The organism is Oceanibaculum indicum P24, from assembly GCF_000299935.1.
Taxonomy (GTDB): Bacteria; Pseudomonadota; Alphaproteobacteria; order Oceanibaculales; family Oceanibaculaceae; genus Oceanibaculum; species Oceanibaculum indicum.
In genome coordinates, this window is the sequence record NZ_AMRL01000004.1 from 77,936 (window position 1) to 97,549 (window position 19,614).

A 19,614-nucleotide genomic window follows, 5' to 3' on the forward strand; every position below is an offset into this window, starting at 1 on the left:
AAAGGACGGGCGCGGCAGGAAACCGTGCCCGGCGAGAAAGCAATGAACCGGCAAGCCAGCTTACTGGCTGACCGGAGCGCGCGGCGTGGCCGGCGCTGTATTCCCCTGCGGCGCGGCAGGCGACTGGGTGCCAGCCGGCTGCGTCGAGATATCGTCCACGATGGAGCGCGGCTGGCTGTGCCCGCCCGCCAGGATCGCCAGAACCAGGCTGGTCCCCATGAAGCAGGCGGCCAGGATCGCCGTCGTGCGGGTCAGGAAATTGGCGCTGCCGCGTGCGGTCATGAAGCCGCCGCCACCGCCGCCACCACCGCCGATGCCAAGTCCGCCACCTTCGCTGCGCTGGATCAGAACGATGCCGATCAGCACCAGAGCCAAAAGGCTATGGATGACCAGGATGATCGTGGTCATGAAAAACCTGCGGGTTGCCTAAAGGATAAATATTGCCGGTGTTGTACCGTCTCGGACGGCAATTTGCTAGCCGCAACTTTGGCAGATCGCCCAAAAATCCCCGTGGGATAGGCTGGCACCGCCAACCAGTGCGCCATCGACATTGGCGACCGCCAGCAGCTCCGCCGCATTGCCCGGCTTCACCGACCCGCCATACAGCAGGCGCAGGCCGGCCGCATCGCTCAGGACACCGCCCAGCGCCTTGCGGAGTGCGGCATGCATGTCGGCCACCTGCTCCACCGTCGGCGTGCGGCCGGTGCCGATGGCCCAGACCGGTTCATAGGCAACGACGAGCGTCTTCGCCGATGCCCCCTGCGGCAGCGAGGCCAGCAGCTGCGCGACCACGATCTCCTCCGCCTTGCCGGAATCGCGCTCCGCCTCGGTCTCGCCGACGCAGACGATGGCGACAAGGCCGGCGGCCAGTGCCGCCTCCGCCTTCGCCTTCACGGTGGCATTGTCCTCACCATGCAGGCTGCGCCGTTCGGAGTGACCGACGATGACATGGCTACAGCCGGCATCCGCCAGCATCGGCGCCGCCACATCGCCGGTAAAAGCGCCCGACGACTTGGCGTGGCAATCCTGCGCGCCCAGCGCCAGGCCGGTCTCCCGGCACAGCGGCGCCAATGCGCCCAGCAGCGTGAAAGGCGGGCAGACCAGCACATCGCAGGCCGGCTTCGGCGTGCCGGAGAGGCTGCCGCCCAGCGCGCGCACCAGCGCCTCCCCTTCTGCCTTCAGCAGGTTCATCTTCCAGTTGCCGGCGATCAGCTTGCGTGGCGCCATTTGCTGCCCTCCCGTCAGGTTCGTCGGTTATGTCCATCACATTCGCGGGCGGTTACTAACATGCCTGTCGGGGATTCTGCCAGTCCGCGCGCAACTCCCCACGGAAACCGGCCCATTTCAGGTTGCGGCGGAAAGGGCGCCCCCTCTATGATGCCCGGCCTCTCCGGCCCGATTGGCTGTGAGGTCCGTCCGGGCGGTTTCCGGGCGGTTTTTTGCTTAACCGAAAGCCTAGAACGACCATGCTGCAGTCGATCCGAACCAAGACCGCGTCCTGGCTTGTGAAGCTCCTGTTCGCCCTTCTGGTCCTCAGCTTCGCTGTCTGGGGCATCGAGGACATGTTCCGGGGCGGCAACACCAGCGACATCGTCATCAAGGTCGAGGATATCGAAATCCCGGCGAGGCAGGTGAATGAGCGGCTGCAGTCCGAGATCGCCACGCTGCGCCAGCGCTTCGGCCAGACCATCACCACCGAACAGGCGCGCCAGCTGGGCCTGCTCGACACGGTGATCGACAGCATGGCGACCGACGCCGTCTTCCTGGCCTTCGCCCGCGACCGCGGCATCGTGGTGACCGATACAATGGTGCGCGAAGCCATCGCCGCGGAGCCTGCCTTCCGGGGGCCGGACGGCAGCTTCAGCCGCGACCAGTTCGTCGCCGCCCTGCGCTCCGTCGGCATGACGGAGGATGGCTATGTGCAGACGATGCGCCGCGAGCTGATGCGCCAGAACGTCATCAACGCCACGCTGGCCAGCGCCTCGGCACCCGACATCCTGGTGGACCGGCTGTACCGCCACCGCGCCGAGAAGCGCGTTGCCGACCTGATTTTCGTCGCCAACAGCAGCATGCAGGATGTGGCGGCGCCAACCGAGGCGGAGCTGGTGGAGTTCCACAAGAACAACGAACGCCGCTATCTGGCGCCGGAATACCGTTCCGTCAGCTATGTGACGCTGACGGCGGCAGCGCTGGCCGCCGAAACGCTGATTCCCGACGAAGAGCTGCACCGCGAATACGAGGCGCGGGCCGCCAGCTACGCAACGCCGGAAACGCGCGACCTGTCGCAGATGCTGTTCACCGAGGAGGAAAAGGCGAAGCAGGCCGCAACCGCCCTCGCCGGCGGGCAGGACTTCGTCGCCGTGGCACAGGAACTGGCCGGCATGGGTCCGGGCGACCTGACCCTTGCCGGGGTTTCCCAGGGCGACCTGGTCGGCGGTCTGGGCGATGCCGTGTTCGCCCTGCCGGAGGGCGGCGTGACCGAGCCGCTGAACAGCCCGTTCGGCTGGCACATCTTCCGCGTCGATGCCATCAAGCCGGCCGCGACCCGCAGCTTCGACGATGTCCGTGAGGAACTGCGCGCCGAGATGGCGCGGGAGCGCTCGCTCGACCAGCTCTTCGAGATGGCGAACCGTCTGGAAGACGGGTTGGCCAGCGGCGCCACGCTGGAAGAGACCGCGCAGACCCTGAATGCCCCGGTCCGCAAGCTGGAAAACATCACCCGCGCCGGCAAGACCGCCGAAGGTACGGACGTGACCGACCTCCCTGCCCCGCAGCGCTTCCTGGAGGCTGCCTTCCAGACCGCCGAGGGCCAGCAGAGCAATACGATCGAAGGCCAGGATGGCAGCTTCACCGTGCTGCGTGTCGATAGCGTCACCGAGCCGGCCGTGAAGCCGTTCGAGAGCGTGCGCGAGCAGGTCCGGGAGGATGTGCTGGCGGAACGCCGTGCCGAAGCGGCAAAGCAGAAGGCAGAGGCACTCGCCGAGCAGCTGAAGGGCGACACCGCCATCACCGAGGTGGCCAGCACCGCCGGTATCTCCAGCGCCACCACCGCCCCCTTCACGCGCGACGGCCAAGGGCTGGAAAACCTGCCCCGCAGCCTGGCTTCCGCCGCCTTCCGCCTCGCCACCGGCGCAGTGCAGGTGGTCGGTGCGCAGGACGGCCAGTATGTGACGGTGCTGAAGGAAATCCGCCCGGCCGATCCGGCCCAGGCGGAGGAAGGCGCCCTCGACCAGCTGCGCCAGTCGCTGAACCAGGGCATGGGCAACGACCTCTATGCCAGCCTCACCGCTGGCCTGCGCCAGACCTACCCGGTCGAGATTGACCGGGCCGTCATCGACCGTTTCTTCTGATCCCCACACCCCAGATTGAGCCACAGACCGAGCCATGACCACCTTTCCCGATCGCGACGCCTTCATCCGGACCTACGAAGCGGGAAAGCATCAGCTGGTCTGGACCACCCTGGTCGCCGACCTGGAAACGCCGGTTTCCGCCATGCTGAAGCTGGCCGATGGAAGCCCGAACTCCTTCCTGTTCGAATCGGTGGAAGGCGGCGCCATCCGGGGCCGCTATTCCATCATCGGGCTGAAGCCGGACCTGATCTGGCGCTGCGAGGGCGAGGCGGCGGAGATCAACCGCCAGGCCCGTTTCGACGAGACCGCCTTTGTTAAGGAAGACAAGCCGACGCTGGAGAGCCTGCGCGCGCTGATCGAGGAATGCCGGATCGAGGTTCCCGCCAGCCTGCCGCCGATGGCCAGCGGCCTGTTCGGCTATATGGGCTATGACATGGTGCGGCTGATGGAGCATCTGCCGAACCCGAAGCCGAAGCCCTATGAGGTGCCGGACGGCATGTTCGTGCGCCCGACCATCATCGCCGTGTTCGACAATATCGAGGACAGCGTGACGCTGATCACCTCGGCCCGCGTGGAGCCCGGCCTCGATGCGGAGGCAGCCTATCGCCAGGCACGCGAACGGCTGTCGGACGTGATCGAGGATTTCGGCCGCTCCCTGCCCTTCCGGCGGGAGGCGAGCGGCGCCACGGCAACCCCGCCGGAGCCCACCTCCAACACCACGCGGGAGGAATTCCACGCGATGGTGACCAAGGCGCGGGAATATATCCTGGCCGGCGATGCCTTCCAGGTGGTGCCCTCGCAGCGCTTCGAGGTGCCCTTCAAGCTGCCGCCAATTGCGCTCTACCGGTCGCTGCGGCGGCTGAACCCCTCGCCCTTCCTGTTCCTGCTGGATTTCGGCAAATTCTCCATCGTCGGCTCCAGCCCGGAAATCCTGGTGCGGCTGCGCGACGAGACGGTGACGATCCGCCCGCTGGCCGGCACCCGCAAGCGCGGCGCCACGCCGGAGGAAGACAAGGCGCTGGAGCAGGAGCTGCTGGCCGACCCGAAGGAGCGCGCTGAGCATCTGATGTTGCTCGACCTTGGCCGCAACGATGTCGGCCGCGTGTCGCAGATCGGCACGGTGCAGGTGAAGGGCAGCTTCATGGTGGAGCGCTATTCGCACGTCATGCACATTGCCAGCCATGTCGAGGGCAAGATCCGGCCGGAGCTGGATGCGGTGGACGCGCTGTGCGCCGGCTTCCCGGCCGGCACCGTCTCCGGCGCACCGAAGGTGCGGGCCATGGAGATCATCGACGAGCTGGAAAAGTCGCGGCGGGGCATCTATGCCGGCGCGGTCGGCTATTTCTCGGCGAACGGGGCGATGGATACCTGTATCGCGCTGCGCACCGCCCTGGTGAAGGATGGCGTCATGTACGTCCAGGCCGGCGGCGGAGTGGTGGCCGACAGCGATCCCGAATCGGAATATCAGGAGAGCATCAACAAGGCGCGCGCCCTGGTTCGTGCCGCGCAGGAAGCCGTGCGCTTCGCCGCCTCGCGCTGAACGCGCCCTTCCCCGTCTTCCGCTGGCCCTGCCTCCGGCTGGCCCTGCCTCCTGCTGGCAAGGTTCGTCATGCCCGGCTACCATGTGATCCGCCTCGGATCAGCGGACAGGGAGGGCAGCCCATGCCTGCCAGGGCAGGCCGAAAGACACCGACCCCGGCGCAGCGCGCCTGGCTCGCCCGTGGCATCGACCAGCCGGGCGGCAAGCTGCCGCTGTTCGACGAAGACGGCCAGCGCGTGAACGCACAGACGATCCGTTCCTGTATCGATCAGGGCTGGGCGGAACCCTGGTTCGCCAATCCGCTGAAACCGGACTGGCTGGTCTGCAAACTGACCGATGCCGGTCGCATGGCACTTGCCAGCAACCCCTGACAGCGTATCGTACCGAAAACGAAAACGGCTGCCGGAACAGGACACCATCAATGAAGCTCAACGATTACCTGACAGTTGTCGCGCAAAGCGCGCCCAACGACTGGACAGTCAGCAAGGTGCCGACCTTCATGTACCGGCTCGTGCCGACCAGGGGTGCGGACAACCGCACGCTCGACTTCGAGCTGCAGGAACACACCGCGCTCATCATCTTCCGCCGCGACATCCGCTTCTCGATGGCGTTCGGCCTGGTACAGAACGCCAACTTCAACGATGACTGGGCGACCAACTTCCCGAACAAGCGGGCGCAGAGCGTGCTGCTGGACTTCCTGTTCGGCGGCGCCATGGTGTTCCGCGACACGCTGATCGCCGTGGATGGGTGGAAGTGCCTGCTGCCGCAGCCCTCAGCCGAGCAGATCGAATCGCCGTTCCAGATACCCGAGAAGCAGCACGCCATCGCCAAGCTGGTGCACGGGCTGGTCGGACCGAACACCAATTTCGAGACCTATTTCCAGCGCTGCGGCATGCGTGTCGCGAAAACGGACTGGCCGGCCTGATCACCGCGCCAGCCCTCCCGCAACACGGAGCCCCCTCCCCGCGATGAGCTATCGTCTCGACCGCCTGTCGATCCTGCTGGTGGAAGACAGCGACATCATCCGGAAGCTGCTGTTCAGCATCCTGCGCTCCCTGGATGTCGGCCAGATCCACACCGCCCGGAACGGCCAGGAGGCCATCGATTTCCTGGTGTCGCGGTCGCGCAGCGGGTTGCCGGGACAGGCACCGGTCGATCTCATCCTCAGCGATCTAGTCATGTCCCCGACCGACGGTGCCATGCTGCTGCGCTGGGTGCGACGCTCCGACGATTCGCCGGACCGGTTCATGCCCTTCGTGATGATCAGTGGCGCAGTGGACCGCAAGCGCGTGCAGGAAGTGCGCGACCTCGGCGTCAGCGAGTTCCTGGCCAAGCCCTTCTCCATCGCCGCCGTCGCCGCGCATCTGCAGGCCGCCATCGAAAATCCCCGCCAGTTTGTCCTGACACAGGATTATTTCGGGCCAGACCGGCGGCGGACCAGCCAGGAATATGAGGGGCCGGACAAGCGCATCGCCAAGAAGAACGAGGTTGCCGTGCTGTATTCCGCGCGGTCTCTGCGTTCCGTGCCTGGCAATACGAAATGCTGGATCTTCCGGCTGCCCAACCGGGTGAAGGACAAGGTGCTGGCGCTGGGCGGCTCGCTGGAAGGCGGCATTGATCCATCGCTGCTGCGCGCCGCGGAACAGCAGATCCAGAAGATGGAAAGTGATTATGCCGACTGGGTGCGCGACTACGCCAGGCAGCTTCAGGCGCAACACGAAATCGCCCTGAAGGACCCGGGCATGGCCTGGAAGCCGCTGCGGGAGATGAACCTGATCGCACACGAGTTGCGTGGCCAGGGATCGACCTTCGGCTATCCGCTGATCACCACCTTCGGGCGCTCGCTTTATGAGTACACGGCGCTCGACAAGGACACCACGGGCGTCAGCCCGGAACTGCTGGAGCTGATCAAGGCGCATATCGACGGGTTGCGCGCGGTAATCGGCGACAAGGTGAAGGGCGATGGCGGCGCCATCGGCAAGGAACTGGTCAGGATGCTGCAGATCGCGGTGAAGAAGTACAAGGGCGGGTAAGCCCCCTCAATCCGCGTAGTCAGGCGCTTCCCGTTCCAGAATCCGCTTCAGTGCCTGGAAATGCAGCTGGGCATTAAGCCGTTCGCCCTCGATCTGCTCGCAGGTCATGGCGGCAACCTGCGGATCGATCGGCTTCAGCGGCCGCCCGGTGGACATCGCCAGTACCTGATGCTGGCAGGCTCGCTCCAGGTAATAGAGATCATCGAAGGCATCTGCCACGGTGGGACCGACCACGATCACGCCGTGATTGGCCAGGAACAGCACGCGCTTGTCGCCCAGCACCTCGGCGATGCGGAAGCCTTCATCGAAATCCAGCACCAGCCCGTTATACTTGTCGTCATAGGCGATCTGGTCGAGATAGCGCAGCGCATTCTGGCTGACCATCTCCAGCCGACCTTCCTGAACCAGGCACAGCGCCGTGGCATAGGGCATGTGGGTGTGCAGCACGCAGGTCGCCTGCGGATTGGTGCGGTGGATCGCCGAATGGATGTAGAAGGCGGTCGGCTCCGGCGGGTGGTAGCCGCCATGCGCCTTCCCCTCCGCATCCAGGGTGCACAGGTCGCTGGCCCGGATCTCGGAGAAATGCAGGCCATGCGGGTTGATCAGGAACCGGTCCGTCTCGCCGGGAATCGCCAGGCTGAAATGATTGCACACGCCTTCGTGGAAATTCATCCGCGCGGCCCAGCGGAAAGCGGCGGCGAGGTCGATCCTGGCCTGTTCTTTCTGGTCGATGATCGGCATGGAGGCCTTCCGGAATGTATGGCGGGCGGGAGCGTCTGTCCCGACAGGGGCAGTCTAGCGTTGCGCAGTGGGGGCAGGCAACGCTACGTCTTGGGCACGATACACGGATGACGGCATTCATGACACACAGCAGCACCATCGCCTGGCGCCTGACGGCAAGCTACCGCAACCTGCGGCAGGCAGCAGCGCTGGTCAATCTCGACCCGAATGCGCTGGTGGTAGCCGATTCCGCCGGCCTGGCCGCGAATGACGCGCTGCCGGCCAGCCTCGATTGCCCCAGCTATTTCTGCGACAAGACGCAGTTCATCCTGATCCTGGCGGAGCTGGTGCGCGACGGCGTGAAATTCGATATCGCGCTGCATGAGATCGAGGCCGGCAGCGGCACCTCCCTCGCCTACGCCACGCTGCACCCAAGGCTGGACGAGCGCACGCTGGCCATGCTGCGCGATCTGGACCCGGCGACAGCCGCGCACATGGCCGCAATGAACGACAGCATCGAGGCTGTGTTCGAACGGTTGCGCCAGCAGATTTCGGGATAATTGGGGGAAGACTGGTCGGAGCGGCCGGATTTGAACCGACGACCCCTTGTCCCCCAGACAAGTGCGCTACCAGGCTGCGCTACGCTCCGACCGAGGACGCGGACCATAGCCGCCATCGTCCTGCCGCGCAACGGTTTCAACGGGCAAGAAGCGCGATTTTCGCCGCTATTTCCGGGCCGCCTGCCGCAGCAGGCCGGACAGCTCCGTCAATTCCCGCATGGCGGCCTCAAGCTCCGCCCGGGCCGCTGGCGCAAGGACCGTCTTCTTCGTACCGGAGTCGGAGAAAAGATCGGCTTCTTCCGCCTCATCCTCGTCGCCAGACTCTTCAGAGTCCGCGGAAAAACCATCGGCTTCCAGCGACTCATCCTCATCCTCGCCGGACTCGTCGTCACCATCCTCACGGTGAATGCCGTCGCGCAACAGCCGCTGCACGCCCTTGATCGTATAGCCGTCCTTGTAGAGAAGCTCGCGGATGCGGCGCAGAAGATCGACATCCTCGGGGCGGTAATAGCGGCGCCCGCCGCCCCGCTTCATGGGCCTGATCTGCGAGAATTTGGTTTCCCAGAACCGCAGGACATGCGGCGGAACGTCAAGCTCCGAGGCGACCTCACTGATCGTCCTGAAAGCCGCGGCCGACTTGCCGCTGCCGCGTCGCCGCGCGGAGGACGGGCTGCTCACGGTTTCCACACTCATTTCCCCCGGTCCGACACTCTGTCAGCCAAGAAGCCCCTCAGCCCCGTTTGCCGGTAAGCTGGGCGTTGATCCGGTTCTTCAGCACATGCGACGGGCGGAAGACCAGGACACGGCGCGGCAGGATCGGCACTTCCTCCCCTGTCTTCGGATTCCGCCCGATCCGGCGTCCCTTCTGCCGGACAGAGAAGCTGCCGAAGGAGGAAATCTTCACCATCTCACCGCGTTCGAGGGCATCCGCCACCTCGTTCAGAACGGTCTCCACCAGATCGGCGGACTCGTTCCGCGACAGGCCAACTTCCTGATATACCGCTTCGCTCAATTGCGCACGGGTAACGGTCTTTTCGGTCATGCCATGCCTCCCCCAAGAAAGGACACGGTACCCTGACCGGATAAACCCGTCAATTACAAAGGGATGAGCCGGGTTTTTTAAGTGAGATTTAACATGAGCGGCGGCGGAGAACTCAAACCCGCAGGAGGCCGGCTCCCCAGGCGAGGCCACCGCCAATCGCCTCCAGCACGACGAGATCGCCTTGCTTGATCCGGCCATCCTCCATCGCCTCGGCCAGCGCCAGAGGCACGGAGGCCGCCGATGTGTTGGCGTGGCGGTCGATGCACAGCACCACTTTGTCCTCGTCCAGGCCAAAGCGCTGGCGCATACTGTCGATAATCCGCTTGTTGGCCTGGTGCGGCACCAGCCAGTCAATATCGGACGCGTTCAGCCCGTTGGCTTCCAGCGCTTCCTCGATGACCGCGCCCAGCTTGGTCACCGCATGCTTGTAGACATGCTGGCCGACCATGCGCACATGCCCGACCGTGCGGGTCGAGGACGGACCGCCATCGACATAGAGGGCGTCATGCTCGCGCCCGTCGGAATGCAGGTGGGTGGATAGCAGCCCCCGGTCGCCGGACTTGCCTTCCGTCTGCTCCGCGGTCAGCAGCACAGCACCGGCGCCATCGCCGAACAGCACGCAGGTCGAGCGGTCTTCCCAGTCGAGAATGCGGGAAAAGGTCTCCGCCCCGATGACCAGCACGTTGCGCGCCTGCCCGGCCTTGATGAAATTGTCGGCAACCGCCAGCGCATAGATGAAACCGGCGCAGACCGCCTGCACGTCGAAGGCGGCACCGCGCGTCATACCGAGCGCTGCCTGCACCTTGGTCGCCGTGGCCGGAAAGGTTTCGTCCGGGGTCGTCGTCGCGACGATGACAAGGTCGATTTCGTCCGCCGTCTTGCCGGCCACCGCCATCGCCTTGCGGGCGGCGCCAAGCGCCAGGTCCGAGGTCAGCTGGCCTTCTTCCGCAATATGGCGCTGGCGGATGCCGGTGCGCTGCACGATCCACTCGTCGGTGGTATCCACGCGCTGGGCCAGTTCGGCATTGGTAACGACGCGCGCGGGCAGGAAGCCGCCCCAGCCGACCAGACGAGACCGGTAGATCATTATATCGCTGCCGCCTTTTTCTCGTTCAGTTCCCGGGTCAGATTACCGATCTCGTCCCGGATGCGATCGATGAACCCCTGGCGACACAGATCGGCGGCCACGCCGATGGCGTTGGCGAAGCCGAATTCGTCCGTGCCGCCATGGCTCTTCACGACGATCCCGTTCAGCCCAAGGAACATCGCGCCGTTATAGCGCCGTGGATCGACGCGTTGCGACAGCCGCTTCAGGGCCGTCCGGCTCATCACATAGCCGATGCGGGCCATGAGCGAGGATTTGAAGCTTTCGCGCAGGAAGGTGGTGACCAGCTTCGCCATGCCTTCCGCCGTCTTCAACGCGACATTGCCGGTGAAACCGTCGGTGACGATGACATCGACCGTACCGGCGCCGATATCGTCGCCTTCGATGAAGCCACGGAAATCGAGCGGAAGCGTCGTCGCCCGCAGGATTGCCGCCGCCGAGCGGATATGCTCATGGCCCTTCTGATCCTCGGCACCGACATTCAGCAGGCCGATGGTCGGCTTCGGCATGCCCAGCACGGCCCGCGCGAAAACGTCGCCCATGATGGCGAACTGCACCAGGTTGGCAGCGTCGCAATCGATGTTGGCGCCAAGGTCCAGCATCACGCTTTCGCCGCGCCGCGTCGGGAAAAAGGATGCGATCGCCGGACGGTCGATGCCGGGCACCGTGCGCAGCACGACCTTCGACAGCGCCATCAGCGCGCCGGTATTGCCAGCCGAGACCATGCCGGCGGCGCTGCCGTCGCGCACCGCCTCAATGGCCTGGCGCATACTGGTATCGCGGCTGTTGCGCAAGGCCACAGACGGCTTCACATCGGCGCTGACCACATCGGGCGCATGGCGGATTTCCGCCGCCTTGCTAAGCGCGCTGTTCTTCGGGATGAGAGGAGCAATCTCATCTTCCCGGCCAAAAATGAGAAACCGGAGATCGGGAAGGCGCTCAAGCGCGATCTCCGCTCCCCGGATCACCATTTCCGGCGCTTTGTCGCCACCCATGGCATCCAGGGAAAGCGTGACACGAGCGCTCAAAGGATCAGCCTCCCGTTCGGCAAGCCTTAGGCCGCCTCGGAAACCTCACGGCCCTTATAGTACCCGCACGACGAACAGACGTGATGCGGCAGCTTCGGCTCGCCGCAGTTCGGGCACTCGTTGGAGAGCTTCGCCGTGATCGAATCATGCGAGCGGCGCATGTTGCGGCTCGAACTGGATTTTTTCTTCTTCGGAACAGCCATGGGTCCGACTTTCTGAGCAATTCAAAGATGGATGGCAGACTTGCCTTATCGCGCGAGTCTGCGGAGCGCGCTTGTTTAGCTAAAAACCTGCCGCGCAGCAAGCCGTTCGCGCAGATGACGGGTTATTTTTGAATTTTACCCGCCAATTCCGCGAAGGGGTTGGCTTTGGCCAGCGGTTCATCCTCACCATTCAGGGTAACGCCACGCCGCCGCGCAGGCAATTCCGCGTCCGGCAGGCGCGGATACGGGTCGAGAAGCATGGCCAGCTGCTGCACAACTGCCTCTCCGGCATCGATCCGACCGTTCACGATGGGGTCCGGAATCTCCTCATCCTCAGCTTCGGCGAAGAAATCCAGCCCCTCCTCCATCGCGCGCTGCATCAGCTCGGCATCGCTCGGCGCGTTTTCGGAGAAATATTGCGTGAAATCCTCCTCGATCCGGACCGGCACCGGCTGCAGGCTGACCACGCAGCGTTGCGCCAGCTTGGCGGTCAGATGGCCTTCCAGCACGACGCCATCCGCCTTCTCGCGGAAGGCAAGCGTTGCCTCCAGCCGGTCCAGCGACATCAGGTCGAGGCGCTGGGCCAGGGCCTCGCGCTCGTGCGGTTCCGCCTTGATTTCCATGGACAGGCCGTTGCTGCCGATCCTGGAGACTGCAACCGGCCGGGAAAATTCCGGCTTTGCCTGTTCGGCACTCATATCTTTGCTCCTTCCGCCGCCGGTTGCCCGTCAAGCACAGGCGTCAGCGGCACGTGAGGTTCGCCCGCGTACAGCGCCTCCGCCGGCAATCCGGCGAAGAGGCCATCCAGCTGGCGCACAATGTCCGCCATGCGTGCCAGCACCGCCTCATCGGGCTTTACCGTGCCGTACAGGTTGCGGGACAGGGCGGTGACGAGCGCGCCAGCCCCCTCCTCCAGCGCCTTGTCATAGGCGGCGATCCGGCCATAGAACCCCTCGGCCATGCGCTTGATGCGCGGTGCGACGCCAAGGTCGCCGGCCCCCAGTTCGCGCAGGCTCTGGTCCATATCGGCGAACATGGTGTCGAACAGTTCTTGCGAGAACCGCGCGCTTGCCTCGCCCTCGCGGCGCAGGCGGCGCAGTGCCAGATAGACGAACAGTGACAGCATCTCGAAGCGGCCATCGACCGTGTCCGGCACGCCGAGCTCGGTGTAGAAGCGTGGTTCCCGCGCCAGAGCAACCAGCGCCAGATAGAGGCTGTCGGCGCTGTACCGCCGGCGTGCGGTCCTGCTGAAAAGCTTGCTGAAGGGCATGAACACTCGTTTCGTGTCGGCCAGGCCATTTCCCAGCGGCAAGATTGACAGCCGCGAAGGACGGTGCGAGTTTCTGCCCTATAAATCGCGTGACCCGGCCTGCAGGTCAAGCTGCCGTGGCAAATTTGCCAAGAGTGCCCTTGGGGGCTGTCTTCGGGCCTGCGGTATCGACAAACAGATCAGGCGTGATGTTCAAGCTCAGCTCCCTTCCGATTTTTCGTGCTTCCGGCAAGCGTTGCCTGGGCCTCGCCCTCGCCGGTGGCCTGACGGCCGCCACCATGGCCGGCTGTGCGCCAATCGTCGATACCCGCGGCCATATGGTCGACAGCGACCGCATGGAGACCGTGAAGATCGGCCAGAGCAGCCGTGAGCAGGTGCTGCAGTCCCTCGGCTCGCCCTCGGCTACGGCACTGTTCGACAATGAGAGTTGGTATTACATCGGCAAGCGCACCGAGACGCTGGCCTTCTTCGCGCCGGAGGTTCTGGAGCAGCAGGTCGTCATCATTCGTTTCGACAATAACGGTGTCGTCAGCGGCATCGACCGGCTGGACAAAGAAAATGGCAATGAGGTGCAGCTCGTCCAGCGCACCACGCCCACGGCGGGCGCCGAAATGACCTTCCTGCAGCAGATGTTCGGCAATCTCGGCCGGTTCAACGCTACCGATAATCGCGGTGCGCTGCCAAGCGGCGGTATCGGCCGGCGCTGATCCCGGCAGTAGCTGGTACACAACGAAAAACGCCCCCGGAAATCCGGGGGCGTTTCGCTTTAGAGGCTGGCGCTATCAGTGTGCCAGCGCGGCCAGCAGCAGGATGGCGACGATGTTGATGATCTTGATCATCGGGTTCACCGCCGGGCCGGCCGTATCCTTGTAGGGATCGCCGACCGTATCGCCGGTCACCGCGGCCTTATGGGCATCCGAGCCCTTGCCGCCGTGATGGCCATCCTCGATATACTTCTTGGCATTGTCCCACGCGCCGCCGCCCGAGGTCATCGAGATGGCGACGAACAGGCCGGTCACGATGGTGCCCAGCAGCATCGCGCCAACCGCCGTGAAGGCCGCTGCCTGCCCGCCGATCATGGCAATCACCACATAGAGGAAGACCGGCGCCAGCACCGGCAGCAGCGACGGCACGATCATCTCCTTGATCGCCGCCTTGGTCAGCATATCGACCGCATTGCCATATTCCGGCTTGGCGGTGCCTTCCATGATGCCGGTAATCTCACGGAACTGGCGGCGCACCTCGACCACCACGGCGCCCGCCGCGCGGCCGACCGCCATCATGCCCATCGCGCCGAACATGTAGGGCAGCAGGCCGCCGAAGAACAGGCCAATCACCACATAGGGGTCCTGCAGCCGGAACTGAACATCGAGGTTGGGGAAGTAGTGGCGCAGATCCTCGGTATAGGCCGCGAACAGCACCACGGCCGCCAGACCGGCGGAGCCGATGGCATAGCCCTTGGTCACCGCCTTGGTGGTGTTGCCGACCGCATCCAGCGCATCCGTAACCTCGCGGACTTCCGGCGGCAGTTCGGCCATTTCCGCGATACCGCCGGCATTGTCGGTCACTGGGCCATAGGCATCCAGCGCCACCACCATACCGGCCAGGGCCAGCATCGTCGTCGCGGCGATGGAAATGCCGAACAGGCCGGCCGAGATGTAGGAGACCAGGATACCGCCGCAGATCACCAGCACCGGCAGGGCACAGGCCTCCATCGAAACGGCGAGCCCCTGGATGATGTTGGTGGCGTGGCCGGTCTCGGAGGCCTTGGCGACGCTGCGCACCGGCCGGTATTCGGTGCCGGTGTAATATTCCGTGATCCAGACGATCAGGCCGGTGACCACCAGGCCGGTGATCGCGCAGACCAGCAGATTTCCGCCGGTCACGGTGCGGTTTCCCGCCTCCATCGGGTTGGAGAAGCCCAGCATGTAGCCGGTGGCGGCGACAATCAGCCCAGCGGAGATGATCGCGCTGACGATCAGCCCCTTGTACAGGGCGGCCATGATCTTCTTGCTGGCGCCCAGCTTCACGAAGAAGGTGCCGACAACCGACCCCAGGATACAGACGGCGCCGATCACCAGCGGATAGGCCATGAGCGTCGGCTGTAGCGCCGGAGAAAAGAAGATCGCGGCCAGCAACATGGTGGCCACGACGGTAACGGCATAGGTCTCGAACAGGTCAGCCGCCATGCCGGCGCAGTCGCCGACATTGTCGCCGACATTATCCGCGATCACCGCCGGGTTGCGGGGGTCGTCCTCGGGGATGCCGGCCTCGATCTTGCCGACCAGGTCAGCGCCGACATCAGCACCCTTGGTGAAGATGCCGCCGCCCAGACGGGCGAAGATGGAAATCAGCGACGCACCGAAGCTCAGCGCCACCAGTGCCTCCAGGATGCCGCGGATCGGCGTGCCCATCTGCAGCAGGATAAGATAATAGACAGCAACGCCCAGCAGGCCGAGACCAACCACCAGCATGCCGGTGATCGCGCCCGACTTGAAGGCGATGTCCAGCGCCGGGGTCATGCCGTGACGAGCGGCCTCCGCGGTGCGGACATTGGCGCGCACCGAGACGTTCATGCCGATATAGCCGGCAACGCCGGACAGCACGGCACCGATCACGAAGCCGACGGCACTAAGGACGCCCAGCGTCAGAACCAGGATGACGGCCACTACGACGCCAACCACGGCAATCGCCTTGTACTGGCGGTTCAGATAGGCGTTGGCGCCTTCCTGGATCGCCCCCGCAATTTCCTGCATCCGCGCGGAACCGGCGCTGGCCGCCAGCACGCCGCGCGATGCGTAAAGCCCATAGAGCAGCGCAACCGCGCCGCAGGCAACGACGAATAAGTATAAACCCGACATGAATGTGAGCCCCTTGTTGCGTCGGCCGGCCAGAAGAGGGCCGTACCGCCTTATCCTTTATTCTGGCTGCGGAGGCTGGAACGCCCCGCGCATCCTCCCGCTTACGCGGCGAAGCCTAACAGAACAGGCAAATAAAGGAAGGGGTTAACAAGCAATAGGTTATGAATTGGCGGTATGTTCAGGGCGCAGGAAACGCAACCACGCGACCATGCACAAGGCGACCACAAGGAAAGGCATCGCCATCGTGTTCACGACATCCCATCCGAAGGCATTCTGCAGCATGCCCGACGAGAATGCCGAGATCGACACGGAGCCGAATACGAGAAAGTCGTTCGCCGCCTGCACCTTGGCCTTCTCCGCCGGCACATAGGTTTCGGTCAGCAGGGTCGTCGCCCCGACGAACAGGAAGTTCCAGCCCACGCCCAGCAGCACCAGCGCCAGCCAGAAGCGGGTAATGTCCTGGCCGCTCAGATTGACCGCCACGCAGCCCAGCATCAGTACCGCGCCCGCCAGCATGATGTTCAGCACGCCGAAGCGCGCGATCAGCGAGCCGGTAAAGAAGGCCGGCGCGTACATGCCCAGAACGTGCCACTGGATGACGAAGGCGGCATCCTCGAACTCCAGCCCGCAGGCCAGCATGGCGAGCGGCGTCGAGGTCATCACCATATTCATCATGGCATAGGCAACGATGGCGCTGACGATGGCCACCAGGAACACCGGCTGGCGCATGATGACGACCAGCGGCCGGCCGCTCTGCTTGCGCTCCTCGACGCTGGGACGGGGAATATCGATGAAGAACAGCAGAACCAGCGGGATCAACCACAGCACGGCGATGGCGGCGTAGCTGCCGGCGAACATGACCGGGTCGAACAGGTCGCGCGCCCATTTCGCCAGGTTCGGGCCCAGCACCGCCGCGATCACGCCGCCCGCCAGCACGAGGGAGATCGCCTTGCTCTTGAAATCGGGCTTCGCGGTATCGGCCGCGGCAAAGCGGTAGAACTGGGCAAACCCCATCTGGATGCCCATGACGCAGGATGCCGTACACAGCAGCGCGAAATTACGTTCGAAGATCGCGAAGGTCGCCAGCAGCGCACCGCAAATGCCAACCAGAATGCCGAACAGGAAGCCGGCACGCCGGCCAAACCGCTTCATGGCCATGGAGGCCGGGATCGTCGTCAGCATCATCGCCGTCATCTGGAAGGCCAGCGGCAGCGTGGCCATCGTCTTGTCGGCGGCGATCATCGTGCCGACGATGGCGGACACGGTCATCACCAGCGAACTGCCCGTCATCGACAGCGCCTGACACAGCGCCAGGATCACGACATTCTTGCGTGTCGGATCGCCCATGGCGGCCGAGGACGAGGATGAAACACTGGTCATGGATTGATCCGGTTGAGCGATTCCTTATTCTTGCCAGTGCCATAGCACGCCATCCGCCGGGCTGGCTATGCCGGTTCACCGGGTCTGGCTGTCAGGAAACGGGACGCTCGAACACGTTCTTCAGCAAGATGTCGTTCACGACACCCGGCCCGACCACATCGGTCGTCACCCGCAGCAGCCGCTCCTTCAGGAAGCGCAGATCGGTCAGCTTGTCGTTCAGCCCCTTGGCCTGCAGCGACAGGATATAGGTCAGGAAGGCATTCTGGATGCGCGGCAACTGGCTGTTCACGATCAGGGCGCCATTCGGCTGGAACACCTCGAAGGACAGTTCCAGCACCAGGAAGCGGCGGACGGTGCCATCCTCGAAGATCGGCATGATCAGCGGATCGATGTTCACCAGCCCGGTCTCCGGCGGCGGTGGCGGCGGCTCCTGCCCTTCCGGATATATGCCGACCATCGGCTTCACCACATCCGGAAAGAAGGTCCAGGCGGCGAAACCGCCGCCGCCGATCAGGGCCAGCAGGACAACCAGGATGATGACGATCTTCATGCGCGCATCATCGCTGCTTGCGCGAAAAAAGCAAAAAAATCAGAAGTGAACATAGCCGGCGGCGGTCAGGGTCATCGGCTCGCCCGCGAGGTCGAGGACCGTCACTCCCGGCTTGCCGGCCTGGATGCGGCCGATTTCCGCGACCGGTACCCCGGCCTCAGCCGCGGCGGCGATGACGTCTTCGCGCCGCGACGGCGGCGCCGTGAACAGCAGCTCGTAATCGTCCCCGCCGGTCAGCACGGCCTCGACGACCGACTTGTCCTGCTCGATGGCGGCCCAGGCCGCCGCCGACAGGGGCAGTCGGTCAATGCGGATTTCAGCGGCCACGGAGGACACCTCGGCAATATGCTTCAGGTCGCCCACCAGCCCGTCGGAGACATCCAGCATGGCGCTGGCGAGGCCGGTCAGACGGGGACCAAGCCCGACACGAGGACGCGGCAGGCGATAGCGGTCGGCCAGGAACTCCTGATGCTCGCGAGACAGGCCCGCAAGCCCGCCCTGCAGCACACGCAGCCCCAGCGCGCCATCGCCCAGCGTACCGGAGAGGAAGATCAGGTCGCCGGCCCGCGCGCCGCCGCGCGTCACCGCCTGCCCCTTCGGAATGCGCCCCAGCACGGTTATCGAGACCATCAGCGGCCCCGGCGTGGAAACGCTGTCACCGCCCAGCAGGGTGACACCGAAGGCTTCCTGATCGCTCCTGAGCCCATCGGCGAAGCGTTCCAGCCAGGCCTCGCCCGCCGGGCCGCCCAGCGCGCGCGGCAGCGCCGTGACCAGGGTATAGCCGAACGGCACCGCCCCCATCGCCGCAATGTCGGAGAGATTGACTCTGAGGGTCTTGCGCGCCACCAGATCGGGCGGATCGTCCGGCAGGAAATGCACCCCGGACACCATCGCATCCGTGGTGACGACAATTTCCTCCCCCGCCACGCAGTCGAACACCGCGGCATCATCGGTCAGGCCGAACGCCCCCTTCGCGGACCGGGCCAGCGGCGCGAAATAACGGGCGATACGGTCAAACTCGTTGAGAGAGGGAGTGCCACTCACGAGGTCTGGAACTCCTCCGGCCGCAAGGTCCGCGCGATCTTGTCCAGCACGCCGTTCACGAAGCCCGGCTCCTTGCCCTCGAAGAAGGCATGCGTCAGATCGACATATTCGTTGATGACAACACGGGCCGGCACATCGCCCTTTGCCAGCATCTCGAAGCCGGCGGCACGCAGGATCGCGCGCATCACCGCTTCCAGCCGGTCCAGCGGCCAATCCGCCGGCAGCACGGCAGTCAGGATGGGGTCGATATCCTTTTCCGCCCGGTGAAACACGCCATGGACGATTTCCTTCAGCAGCGAGACATCGGCCTGGCTGAGCGCCTCGCCCTCCACCTCGCCGGCCGAGGCGCTGGCAAGAAAGTCCGGCAGGGCGGTCTGCGGCGGCTCATCCGTCATCTCGATGCGGTAGAGGATCTGCACCGCCTGCAGGCGCGCGACCGACCGACCGCGCGACTTGGCGGTCGCTCCCGCCCTGGGCTTGCCCTTACCCTCCGTCATCCTCACGACACCCCAAAGCGCTGTTTCAGGCCGATCATCGCCAGGCACGCCTCCGCGGCGTCCTTACCCTTGTTCTTCTTCGTCACGCTGGCCCGCGCCCAGGCCTGGTCGCCATTCTCGCAGGTCAGAATGCCATAGCCGATCGCCAGGCGCTGCTGGATCGCCAGATTCTGCAACCCGCGCGCGCTTTCCCCGCAAACATAATCATAATGCGTGGTCTCGCCGCGAATCACGCAGCCGAGCGCGACATAGCCGGCATATTTATCGCCCTGCGCGGCGTAGGCGATGGCGGCCGGAATCTCGAAGGCGCCCGGCACGGCGATACGGTCATAGGTGACGCCGGCCGCGTCCAGCGCCGCCATTGCCCCCTTCACAAGCTCATCGGCCAAGTCCTCGTAGAACCGTGCCTCCACGATCAGCACATGTGTCAT

23 protein-coding genes and 1 tRNA gene are annotated in these 19,614 nt (G+C 64.8%); 7 read left to right on the forward strand and 17 right to left on the reverse strand.

The window, feature by feature from the left end; translation table 11 throughout:
- Positions 1–60 precede the first annotated feature (60 nt).
- Entirely contained in the window at positions 61–408 is a 348-nt protein-coding gene (gene secG / locus P24_RS04925; RefSeq protein WP_008943595.1) for a preprotein translocase subunit SecG, read from the reverse strand.
- A gap of 66 nt (positions 409–474) precedes the next feature.
- Positions 475–1,227: a triose-phosphate isomerase gene (gene tpiA, locus P24_RS04930; protein ID WP_008943596.1), complete on the reverse strand. Its 753-nt coding sequence runs from the start codon at positions 1,225–1,227 to the stop codon at positions 475–477.
- Between the two features lie 239 nt (positions 1,228–1,466).
- Between tpiA and P24_RS04935 the strand changes: the two genes are divergently transcribed.
- The 5 genes from P24_RS04935 (at position 1,467) to P24_RS04955 (ending at position 6,923) form a co-directional block, all read left to right on the forward strand.
- Positions 1,467–3,350: a SurA N-terminal domain-containing protein gene (locus P24_RS04935; protein WP_008943597.1), complete on the forward strand. Its 1,884-nt coding sequence runs from the start codon at positions 1,467–1,469 to the stop codon at positions 3,348–3,350.
- Positions 3,351–3,384: 34 nt separating this feature from the next.
- The gene (gene trpE, locus P24_RS04940) at positions 3,385–4,890 is read left to right on the forward strand and encodes an anthranilate synthase component I (protein WP_008943598.1); all 1,506 of its coding nucleotides are present in this window, start codon (positions 3,385–3,387) and stop codon (positions 4,888–4,890) included.
- Between the two features lie 122 nt (positions 4,891–5,012).
- Positions 5,013–5,261, forward strand: coding sequence for a hypothetical protein (locus P24_RS04945; protein WP_008943599.1), 249 nt, complete (start codon positions 5,013–5,015; stop codon positions 5,259–5,261).
- Between the two features lie 50 nt (positions 5,262–5,311).
- The gene (locus P24_RS04950; RefSeq protein ID WP_008943600.1) at positions 5,312–5,815 is read left to right on the forward strand and encodes a hypothetical protein; all 504 of its coding nucleotides are present in this window, start codon (positions 5,312–5,314) and stop codon (positions 5,813–5,815) included.
- 43 nt (positions 5,816–5,858) lie between these two features.
- Positions 5,859–6,923, forward strand: a complete 1,065-nt coding sequence (locus tag P24_RS04955) for a response regulator (RefSeq protein WP_008943601.1) — start codon at positions 5,859–5,861, stop codon at positions 6,921–6,923.
- A gap of 6 nt (positions 6,924–6,929) precedes the next feature.
- Here P24_RS04955 and P24_RS04960 read toward each other — a convergent pair whose 3' ends face one another.
- Entirely contained in the window at positions 6,930–7,664 is a 735-nt protein-coding gene (locus tag P24_RS04960; protein ID WP_008943602.1) for an aldolase, read from the reverse strand.
- Between the two features lie 119 nt (positions 7,665–7,783).
- Here P24_RS04960 and P24_RS04965 point away from each other — a divergent pair, with 119 nt between their 5' ends.
- Positions 7,784–8,203 carry a hypothetical protein gene (locus P24_RS04965; RefSeq protein WP_156816181.1) on the forward strand — a complete coding sequence of 140 codons (420 nt, stop codon included), beginning with the start codon at positions 7,784–7,786 and terminating at the stop codon, positions 8,201–8,203.
- A 12-nt stretch (positions 8,204–8,215) separates the two neighbouring features.
- Here P24_RS04965 and P24_RS04970 read toward each other — a convergent pair.
- From P24_RS04970 to P24_RS05005, 8 genes are all read right to left on the reverse strand, one after another.
- Positions 8,216–8,292, reverse strand: a tRNA-Pro gene (locus P24_RS04970).
- A gap of 76 nt (positions 8,293–8,368) precedes the next feature.
- Complete coding sequence (locus P24_RS04975) at positions 8,369–8,896, reverse strand: MerR family transcriptional regulator (protein WP_008943604.1); 528 nt, start codon at positions 8,894–8,896, stop codon at positions 8,369–8,371.
- Positions 8,897–8,933: 37 nt separating this feature from the next.
- The gene (locus P24_RS04980; RefSeq protein WP_008943605.1) at positions 8,934–9,245 is read right to left on the reverse strand and encodes an integration host factor subunit alpha; all 312 of its coding nucleotides are present in this window, start codon (positions 9,243–9,245) and stop codon (positions 8,934–8,936) included.
- Positions 9,246–9,357: 112 nt separating this feature from the next.
- Entirely contained in the window at positions 9,358–10,332 is a 975-nt protein-coding gene (locus P24_RS04985; RefSeq protein ID WP_008943606.1) for a beta-ketoacyl-ACP synthase III, read from the reverse strand.
- On the reverse strand, positions 10,332–11,378 hold the full coding sequence (gene plsX, locus P24_RS04990; RefSeq protein ID WP_040706607.1) for a phosphate acyltransferase PlsX: 1,047 nt from the start codon (positions 11,376–11,378) through the stop codon (positions 10,332–10,334). The genes P24_RS04985 and plsX overlap by 1 nt, the downstream gene beginning before the upstream one ends.
- A 26-nt stretch (positions 11,379–11,404) precedes the next feature.
- On the reverse strand, positions 11,405–11,581 hold the full coding sequence (rpmF, locus tag P24_RS04995; protein ID WP_008943608.1) for a 50S ribosomal protein L32: 177 nt from the start codon (positions 11,579–11,581) through the stop codon (positions 11,405–11,407).
- Between the two features lie 122 nt (positions 11,582–11,703).
- Positions 11,704–12,279: a YceD family protein gene (locus P24_RS05000; RefSeq protein WP_008943609.1), complete on the reverse strand. Its 576-nt coding sequence runs from the start codon at positions 12,277–12,279 to the stop codon at positions 11,704–11,706.
- Positions 12,276–12,851: a ubiquinol-cytochrome C chaperone family protein gene (locus P24_RS05005; protein WP_008943610.1), complete on the reverse strand. Its 576-nt coding sequence runs from the start codon at positions 12,849–12,851 to the stop codon at positions 12,276–12,278. The genes P24_RS05000 and P24_RS05005 overlap by 4 nt, the downstream gene beginning before the upstream one ends.
- A gap of 188 nt (positions 12,852–13,039) precedes the next feature.
- Between P24_RS05005 and P24_RS05010 the strand changes: the two genes are divergently transcribed.
- Positions 13,040–13,558 carry an outer membrane protein assembly factor BamE gene (locus tag P24_RS05010; protein WP_008943611.1) on the forward strand — a complete coding sequence of 173 codons (519 nt, stop codon included), beginning with the start codon at positions 13,040–13,042 and terminating at the stop codon, positions 13,556–13,558.
- A gap of 75 nt (positions 13,559–13,633) precedes the next feature.
- Here P24_RS05010 and P24_RS05015 read toward each other — a convergent pair whose 3' ends face one another.
- The 6 genes from P24_RS05015 to P24_RS05040 all read right to left on the reverse strand — a co-directional run bounded on the left by P24_RS05015 (position 13,634) and on the right by P24_RS05040 (position 19,614).
- A complete protein-coding gene (locus P24_RS05015; protein WP_008943612.1) occupies positions 13,634–15,712 on the reverse strand; it encodes a sodium-translocating pyrophosphatase in 2,079 nt (692 codons plus the stop codon).
- 159 nt (positions 15,713–15,871) lie between these two features.
- Positions 15,872–17,092 carry an MFS transporter gene (locus P24_RS05020; protein ID WP_008943613.1) on the reverse strand — a complete coding sequence of 407 codons (1,221 nt, stop codon included), beginning with the start codon at positions 17,090–17,092 and terminating at the stop codon, positions 15,872–15,874.
- A 91-nt stretch (positions 17,093–17,183) separates the two neighbouring features.
- On the reverse strand, positions 17,184–17,642 hold the full coding sequence (locus tag P24_RS05025; protein WP_008943614.1) for a flagellar basal body-associated FliL family protein: 459 nt from the start codon (positions 17,640–17,642) through the stop codon (positions 17,184–17,186).
- A gap of 39 nt (positions 17,643–17,681) precedes the next feature.
- Positions 17,682–18,686 (reverse strand): thiamine-phosphate kinase, encoded by a 1,005-nt coding sequence (gene thiL, locus P24_RS05030; protein WP_008943615.1) that lies wholly within the window; start codon positions 18,684–18,686, stop codon positions 17,682–17,684.
- Positions 18,683–19,183 (reverse strand): transcription antitermination factor NusB, encoded by a 501-nt coding sequence (gene nusB, locus P24_RS05035; RefSeq protein ID WP_008943616.1) that lies wholly within the window; start codon positions 19,181–19,183, stop codon positions 18,683–18,685. The genes thiL and nusB overlap by 4 nt, the downstream gene beginning before the upstream one ends.
- Before the next feature lie 2 nt (positions 19,184–19,185).
- Complete coding sequence (locus P24_RS05040) at positions 19,186–19,614, reverse strand: 6,7-dimethyl-8-ribityllumazine synthase (protein WP_008943617.1); 429 nt, start codon at positions 19,612–19,614, stop codon at positions 19,186–19,188.

Excerpts from the sequence above, each read along its gene's own strand:
- P24_RS05015 (WP_008943612.1), bottom strand. The coding sequence starts at position 15,712 with ATGTCGGGTTTATACTTATTCGTCGTTGCCTGCGGCGCGGTTGCGCTG.
- P24_RS05000 (WP_008943609.1), bottom strand. The coding sequence starts at position 12,279 with ATGAGTGCCGAACAGGCAAAGCCGGAATTTTCCCGGCCGGTTGCAGTC.
- P24_RS04985 (WP_008943606.1), bottom strand. The coding sequence starts at position 10,332 with ATGATCTACCGGTCTCGTCTGGTCGGCTGGGGCGGCTTCCTGCCCGCG.
- P24_RS04935 (WP_008943597.1), top strand. The coding sequence starts at position 1,467 with ATGCTGCAGTCGATCCGAACCAAGACCGCGTCCTGGCTTGTGAAGCTC.
- nusB (WP_008943616.1), bottom strand. The coding sequence starts at position 19,183 with ATGACGGAGGGTAAGGGCAAGCCCAGGGCGGGAGCGACCGCCAAGTCG.
- P24_RS05010 (WP_008943611.1), top strand. The coding sequence starts at position 13,040 with ATGTTCAAGCTCAGCTCCCTTCCGATTTTTCGTGCTTCCGGCAAGCGT.
- P24_RS04980 (WP_008943605.1), bottom strand. The coding sequence starts at position 9,245 with ATGACCGAAAAGACCGTTACCCGTGCGCAATTGAGCGAAGCGGTATAT.
- P24_RS05005 (WP_008943610.1), bottom strand. The coding sequence starts at position 12,851 with ATGCCCTTCAGCAAGCTTTTCAGCAGGACCGCACGCCGGCGGTACAGC.
- rpmF (WP_008943608.1), bottom strand. The coding sequence starts at position 11,581 with ATGGCTGTTCCGAAGAAGAAAAAATCCAGTTCGAGCCGCAACATGCGC.
- trpE (WP_008943598.1), top strand. The coding sequence starts at position 3,385 with ATGACCACCTTTCCCGATCGCGACGCCTTCATCCGGACCTACGAAGCG.
- P24_RS05025 (WP_008943614.1), bottom strand. The coding sequence starts at position 17,642 with ATGAAGATCGTCATCATCCTGGTTGTCCTGCTGGCCCTGATCGGCGGC.
- P24_RS04945 (WP_008943599.1), top strand. The coding sequence starts at position 5,013 with ATGCCTGCCAGGGCAGGCCGAAAGACACCGACCCCGGCGCAGCGCGCC.
- P24_RS04955 (WP_008943601.1), top strand. The coding sequence starts at position 5,859 with ATGAGCTATCGTCTCGACCGCCTGTCGATCCTGCTGGTGGAAGACAGC.
- secG (WP_008943595.1), bottom strand. The coding sequence starts at position 408 with ATGACCACGATCATCCTGGTCATCCATAGCCTTTTGGCTCTGGTGCTG.
- P24_RS05040 (WP_008943617.1), bottom strand. The coding sequence starts at position 19,614 with ATGACACATGTGCTGATCGTGGAGGCACGGTTCTACGAGGACTTGGCC.
- P24_RS05020 (WP_008943613.1), bottom strand. The coding sequence starts at position 17,092 with ATGACCAGTGTTTCATCCTCGTCCTCGGCCGCCATGGGCGATCCGACA.
- P24_RS04960 (WP_008943602.1), bottom strand. The coding sequence starts at position 7,664 with ATGCCGATCATCGACCAGAAAGAACAGGCCAGGATCGACCTCGCCGCC.
- P24_RS04950 (WP_008943600.1), top strand. The coding sequence starts at position 5,312 with ATGAAGCTCAACGATTACCTGACAGTTGTCGCGCAAAGCGCGCCCAAC.
- P24_RS04965 (WP_156816181.1), top strand. The coding sequence starts at position 7,784 with ATGACACACAGCAGCACCATCGCCTGGCGCCTGACGGCAAGCTACCGC.
- tpiA (WP_008943596.1), bottom strand. The coding sequence starts at position 1,227 with ATGGCGCCACGCAAGCTGATCGCCGGCAACTGGAAGATGAACCTGCTG.
- P24_RS04975 (WP_008943604.1), bottom strand. The coding sequence starts at position 8,896 with ATGAGTGTGGAAACCGTGAGCAGCCCGTCCTCCGCGCGGCGACGCGGC.